The sequence below is a fragment of the Devosia insulae DS-56 genome, assembly GCF_000970465.2.
Taxonomy (GTDB): domain Bacteria; phylum Pseudomonadota; class Alphaproteobacteria; order Rhizobiales; family Devosiaceae; genus Devosia_A; species Devosia_A insulae.
Genome location: NZ_LAJE02000035.1, coordinates 1 through 5104, shown reverse-complemented (window position 1 = coordinate 5104; position 5104 = coordinate 1). Strand labels below are relative to the sequence as shown.

The window sequence follows — 5104 nt, the reverse complement described above, 5'->3', positions numbered from 1 at the left end:
GTTTATAGGCGGTGGCGGGGGAATTGCAACGGGGCGGATAGTCTGGTGCGTGGGGCGCCCCTCACCCTGGCCCTCTCCCCAGAGGGGCGAGGGGACGCGAGGTGAACCGGCGGTGCCACATCGCCCCCTCGCCCCTCCTAGGGGAGCGCAAGAGCGCCCCCGGGGGGGAGAGGGGTAGCCCCACGCACCAGCTTACCGTTTCAACCCCGCAATCAGTTGCGGCACCACTTCGAACAGATCGCCCACCAGCGCGATGTCGGCGATTTTCATCAGCGGCGCCTCGGGGTCTTTGTTGATGGCGATGATCTTCTTGGCCCCCTGGATGCCGGCGAGGTGCTGCAGGGCGCCGGAGATGCCGATGGCGATGTAGAGGTCGGGCGCGATGATCTTGCCGGTCTGGCCGACCTGCCAGTCATTGGGGGCGTAGCCGGCATCGACCGCGGCGCGGGTGGCGCCGACAGCCGCGCCGAGGACTTTGGCGAGATCGGAGACCAGCGCGAACTTTTCGGCCGAGCCGAAGGAGACGCCGCCGGCGACGACGATCTGGGCGGTCGAGAGTTCCGGCAGATCACTTTCGGTGCGGTGTGCAGCGAGAAAGCGCGCGACCGCGGCGACGTCGGCATCGACCGGGTGGATCGGAGCGTCGTTACCTGCGGCCGCCGGGCGGAAGGCCGAGGCGCGGATGGTCAGCAACTGTTTGCTCTGCCCCGACGATACCGTCTCGATGGCATTGCCGGCGTAGATCGGTCGATCGAAGCGGGTCGGGCCGTGGATGGCGACGACATCGGTCACCGGCATCAGGTCGAGCCGCGCGGCGAGGCGCGGGATGGCGTCGCGACCGGTGGCGGCGGCGGCGGCAACGATGTGACTATAGGGCTCGGCGAGCCGGGCGAGCAGCGCGGCGACGGCCTCTGCCGATTGGTTGGCGAGCGCAGCGTTGTCGGCGATGAGAACCTTCTCGACGCCGGCAAGCTTTGCGGCTTCAGCGGCAACGGCCGAGACGCCCTGGCCCGCGACCAGCAGATCGACCGGGCCGAGCGTCTCGGCGGCAGCGACGATACGGGCCGTGGCGGCGGAGAGCACGCCGAGATCGTGTTCGGCGAGAACGAGGACGGCCATCAGAGCGCCTCCAGCTCGGAAAGTTCAGACTGAATTGCTGCGGTCAGTTCGGCAGCATCGGCGACCCGGCGCCCGGCCACGCGCTCGGCCGGCGGGGTCACCTTCTCGAGCTTGAGCCGCGGCGTGAGATCGACGCCGAACTCGGCGGCAGGGCGCACGGCCAGCGGCTTCGAACGCGCCTTCATCACCATGGGCAGCGCCGCGTTGCGCGGGGTGTTGAGGCGGAGGTCGGCGGTGACGATGGCCGGCAGCGAGACGCCGACGGTGGCGCGGCCGTAATCGACCTCGCGGGTGACCTCGAGCCCGTCGCCGGTGACCTTGATCTCGGAGGCGAAGGTGGCCTGCGGCCAGTCGAGCAGGCCGGCCAGCATCTGGCCGACCTGGTTGGAATCGTCATCGACAGCCTGCTTGCCGAGCAGCACCAGATCGGGCTTTTCTTCGGCAACGACGGCCTTGAGGAATTTGGCCACGGCCAGCGTTTCAACCCGACCATCGGCCTCGATCAGAATGCCGCGATGCGCCCCCATGGCGAGGGCGGTGAGGATCACGTCATTGCTCTGCTTAGGCCCGATGGAGACGACGACGATCTCGCTGGCATGGCCGGCTTCACTGAGCTGCACGGCGGCCTCGACGGCGTGCTTGTCGAAGGGGTTCATCGACATGCGCACGTTCTCGGTCTCCACACCCGTACCATCGGGACGGACACGGACGCGCACCGCATGATCGACGACGCGCTTGATGGCAACGAGGATTTTCATCGGTTCCTCCAGTGTTGCCGGGTGTTTGGCAAATATGACGAGGAGGAGCAAGTTCGAGCGGGGAATTTCTGACTAGCGAGAGGGAAGTTGAGAGAATGAAGTGCCCCCACCCACCGGCGTCATTCCCGCGCAGGCGGGAACCTAGTGGGATCTCTCAAAGAGCTGTGGGCCCAGAGACATCGCACTGGGTCCCCGCCTTCGCGGGGATGACGCTGGTGGGTGGGCCCCCATCTTGAGTGCCACCCCACCGCAAGATCGTACCTTCGGCGGGTTGACGCCCTACCCTCGTCCCCGCACAGTGCGCGCTTACTAGCGTTCAGGTCTTTCATGCCCGTTATCAATCGTATCGCGGAATTCGCCGACGAGGTCGCCGAATGGCGCCGCGACTTCCATGTGCATCCCGAACTTCAGTACGAGCTGCCCCGCACATCGGGGAAAGTCGCCGAACTGCTGCGCTCGTTCGGCGTCGACGAAGTGGTCACCGGCATTGCCCAGAGCGGCGTCGTGGCGGTGATCAAGGGGCGTGGACCGGGCAAGAATATCGGCATCCGCGCCGACATGGATGCGTTGCCGATCCTCGAGCGCACCGGCCTCGACTATGCCAGCCAGACACCCGGCCGCATGCACGCCTGCGGGCATGACGGCCACACCTCGATCCTGCTCGGCACCGCGAAATACCTGGCCGAGACGCGCAATTTTGACGGCAACGCCGTGCTGATTTTCCAACCTGCGGAAGAAGGCGGCGCCGGTGGGCGCGCCATGGTGGAAGCCGGGATCATGGATCGCTTCGGCGTCGACGAGGTCTATGGCCTGCACAACATGCCCGGGCAGGAAGCCGGCAGCATCGCCATGCGGGTCGGCGGCCTGATGGCGGCGAGCGACGAATTCAACATCGTGATCGAGGGTCAGGGCGGACATGCCGCCTGGCCGCAGAACACGGTGGACCCGGTGATGATCGCGGCGCAGCTGATCACGGCGCTGCACACCATCGTCTCCCGCGATATCGATCCGATCCGCTCGGCGGTGCTGTCGGTGACGATGATGCAGGGCGGCGAGGCGTTCAACATCATCCCCCAGAAGGTGAAACTCACCGGCACGGTGCGCTCGCTGAACGATGAAGTGCGCGACCTGATGGAAGAGCGGCTGAAGGCCGTGACCAAGGGCATCGTCGAAACCTTCGGCGGCACGGCCGAGGTGAACTATCGGCGCGGCTATCCGGTGGTGGAAAACACGCCGGACGAGACAGCCTATGCCGCAGCCATTGCCGCGACCGTGGTCGGCGAGGACCGGGTGGACGCCAATGTCGACCCCAAGATGGGCGGCGAGGATTTTTCCTACATGCTGCAGGCGCGGCCAGGCGCCTATGTGTTCCTTGGCAACGGGCCGAGCTCGGAACTGCACTCGGACACCTACAACTTCAACGACGAGATCATCCCGGTTGGGGTGAGCTTTTTCGTGAAACTGGTCGAGGGCGCTTCGCAGAGATAGCGGTGCGCGGGGCTACCCCTCACCCTAACCCTCTCCCCAGAGGGGCGAGGGGACGCACCCTGCACCGGCAGTGCCACAACGCCCCCTCGCCCCTCTGGGGAGAGGGTCGGGGTGAGGGGCGCCAAGCACGCGATGTTCGCCCAACGGCGTGCTTTCCTCGCGCTGGCGATTAGTGAATAGTTAGCGTCCTAGCCATCTCGACTCGTTCCGCCAAATGACCTCCCCCCTGCCCGCCGGCACCATTATCCGCCGGACGCTCGTCACATTGCTGATCTCGGCGGCCGGCGGCGGATTGGCGGCGCTGGTCAATCTGCCCGCTGCGTGGCTGATGGGCGGGGCGCTCGCGGTGGCGATCGCGGCGCTGCTGGGCGTCAAGGTGATGCTGCCGACCTGGCTGCGCGACGCGACGTTCGTGCTCACCGGTCTTTCCATGGGCGCCGCAGTGGCGCGCGATTCGCTGACGCTGATCGTGCAATGGCCGGTAACGCTGGCGGCGCTGGCGGTGGAGCTGATTCTGATCATCACGCTCACCGGCTTCCTGTTGCGGAAGCTGTTCGGGCTCGACCGCGGCACCGCCTATCTCAGCTCCTTCCCCGGGCATCTGAGCTTCGTGATGTCGATCGCGGCGGCGGGTGTCGGCGATACCCGGCAGATCATCATCATCCAGGTGATCCGTATCCTGATCCTCACCATCTGCGTGCCGATCGGCGCGCTGTTCCTTCCGATCGGGCACTATGAAGGCGCGCCGGTGCAGGCGCCGATGGGGTTCGAGACCCTGCTGCCGGTGGGGCTCGCCTGTGCCGTCGCCGGGTTCATCCTGACCAAGCTCAAGGCGCCAGCCGGCTATGTGCTCGGCGCCATGGCGGTGGCGATCTGCGCCAAGTTCGCCGGGCTGTTCGAGGGCTCCATGCCGCAGCCGCTGCTGATCGCGACCTTCATCCTGATCGGCGGACTGATCGGTTCGCGCTTCAACGGCATCACCCGCAGCGAGTTCAAGCAGGCGGCGATCGGCGGGCTGGCCGGCACGGCGCTGACCGTGGCCATCGCCACCGGGGTGACGCTGGCGGTGGCGCCGTTTGTCGACATGCCATTCGGGCAGATCTGGCTCGGGCTCTCGCCCGGCGCGCTCGAAGGGATGGGGGCGCTCGGCATCGCGCTCGGCTTCGATACAGCGTTCATCGCGGCGCACCATGTGAGCCGCCTGCTGATGCTCACCTTCGCCATCCCGGTGGTCGCGATGCTTATTCGGGACAAAGAGTTGCCCTAGGCGACAATGACTTGCCGTAAGTCGCAAGCCTGCCCAAATCCTCGGGCACATGCCTCCCGGTCCATTGGAGACTCAGATGCTGCGTCCGCTTGCCCTTGCCGCCGTTGCCGCCACCCTGTTCGCCGCCGGCCCGGCGATGGCGCGCGAGAACTGCAACCTGAACGACAACCTGCCGGGGCTGAAGATCGAATTCGGCTTCTCGGTCGGTGGCAAGTCGGGTGGCGACGGCGACAGCTTCGACCAGGACGTGGTCAAGATGGAACTGCGCCGGCGCGGCGTCGATGCCCGCTCGGTGAGCCTCGCCTCGGACGGCTGCGTCGAGGCCTTCGTGCAATACCCCGACGGTACCTGGCACAGCGACTATTATGACCCCGATACCTGGGAACAGGTGGACTGAGGCTTCGTCGTCACGCACGTCAGCGCGCGAAGAGTACCCCCACCCCTGTCCCCTCCCCGCAAGGGGGAGGGAGAC

5 protein-coding genes are annotated in these 5104 nt (G+C 66.5%); 3 read left to right on the top strand and 2 right to left on the bottom strand.

Annotated elements, in window-relative coordinates; all coding sequences use genetic code 11:
* Positions 1-192: 192 nt before the first annotated feature.
* Entirely contained in the window at positions 193-1119 is a 927-nt protein-coding gene (locus VW23_RS01315) for an electron transfer flavoprotein subunit alpha/FixB family protein (RefSeq protein ID WP_069907797.1), read from the bottom strand.
* Positions 1119-1877: an electron transfer flavoprotein subunit beta/FixA family protein gene (locus tag VW23_RS01310; protein ID WP_069907796.1), complete on the bottom strand. Its 759-nt coding sequence runs from the start codon at positions 1875-1877 to the stop codon at positions 1119-1121. Before VW23_RS01310 ends, VW23_RS01315 begins: the two co-directional genes overlap by 1 nt.
* Before the next feature lie 327 nt (positions 1878-2204).
* Between VW23_RS01310 and VW23_RS01305 the strand changes: the two genes are divergently transcribed.
* The 3 genes from VW23_RS01305 (at position 2205) to VW23_RS01295 (ending at position 5029) form a co-directional block, all read left to right on the top strand.
* Positions 2205-3365 (top strand): M20 aminoacylase family protein, encoded by a 1161-nt coding sequence (locus VW23_RS01305; RefSeq protein WP_069907795.1) that lies wholly within the window; start codon positions 2205-2207, stop codon positions 3363-3365.
* A gap of 214 nt (positions 3366-3579) precedes the next feature.
* A complete protein-coding gene (locus VW23_RS01300) occupies positions 3580-4632 on the top strand; it encodes an AbrB family transcriptional regulator (RefSeq protein ID WP_069907794.1) in 1053 nt (350 codons plus the stop codon).
* Between the two features lie 76 nt (positions 4633-4708).
* Entirely contained in the window at positions 4709-5029 is a 321-nt protein-coding gene (locus tag VW23_RS01295) for a hypothetical protein (protein ID WP_069907793.1), read from the top strand.
* Positions 5030-5104: the final 75 nt, after the last annotated feature.

Excerpts from the sequence above, each read along its gene's own strand:
- VW23_RS01305 (WP_069907795.1), top strand. The coding sequence starts at position 2,205 with ATGCCCGTTATCAATCGTATCGCGGAATTCGCCGACGAGGTCGCCGAA.
- VW23_RS01295 (WP_069907793.1), top strand. The coding sequence starts at position 4,709 with ATGCTGCGTCCGCTTGCCCTTGCCGCCGTTGCCGCCACCCTGTTCGCC.
- VW23_RS01310 (WP_069907796.1), bottom strand. The coding sequence starts at position 1,877 with ATGAAAATCCTCGTTGCCATCAAGCGCGTCGTCGATCATGCGGTGCGC.
- VW23_RS01315 (WP_069907797.1), bottom strand. The coding sequence starts at position 1,119 with ATGGCCGTCCTCGTTCTCGCCGAACACGATCTCGGCGTGCTCTCCGCC.
- VW23_RS01300 (WP_069907794.1), top strand. The coding sequence starts at position 3,580 with ATGACCTCCCCCCTGCCCGCCGGCACCATTATCCGCCGGACGCTCGTC.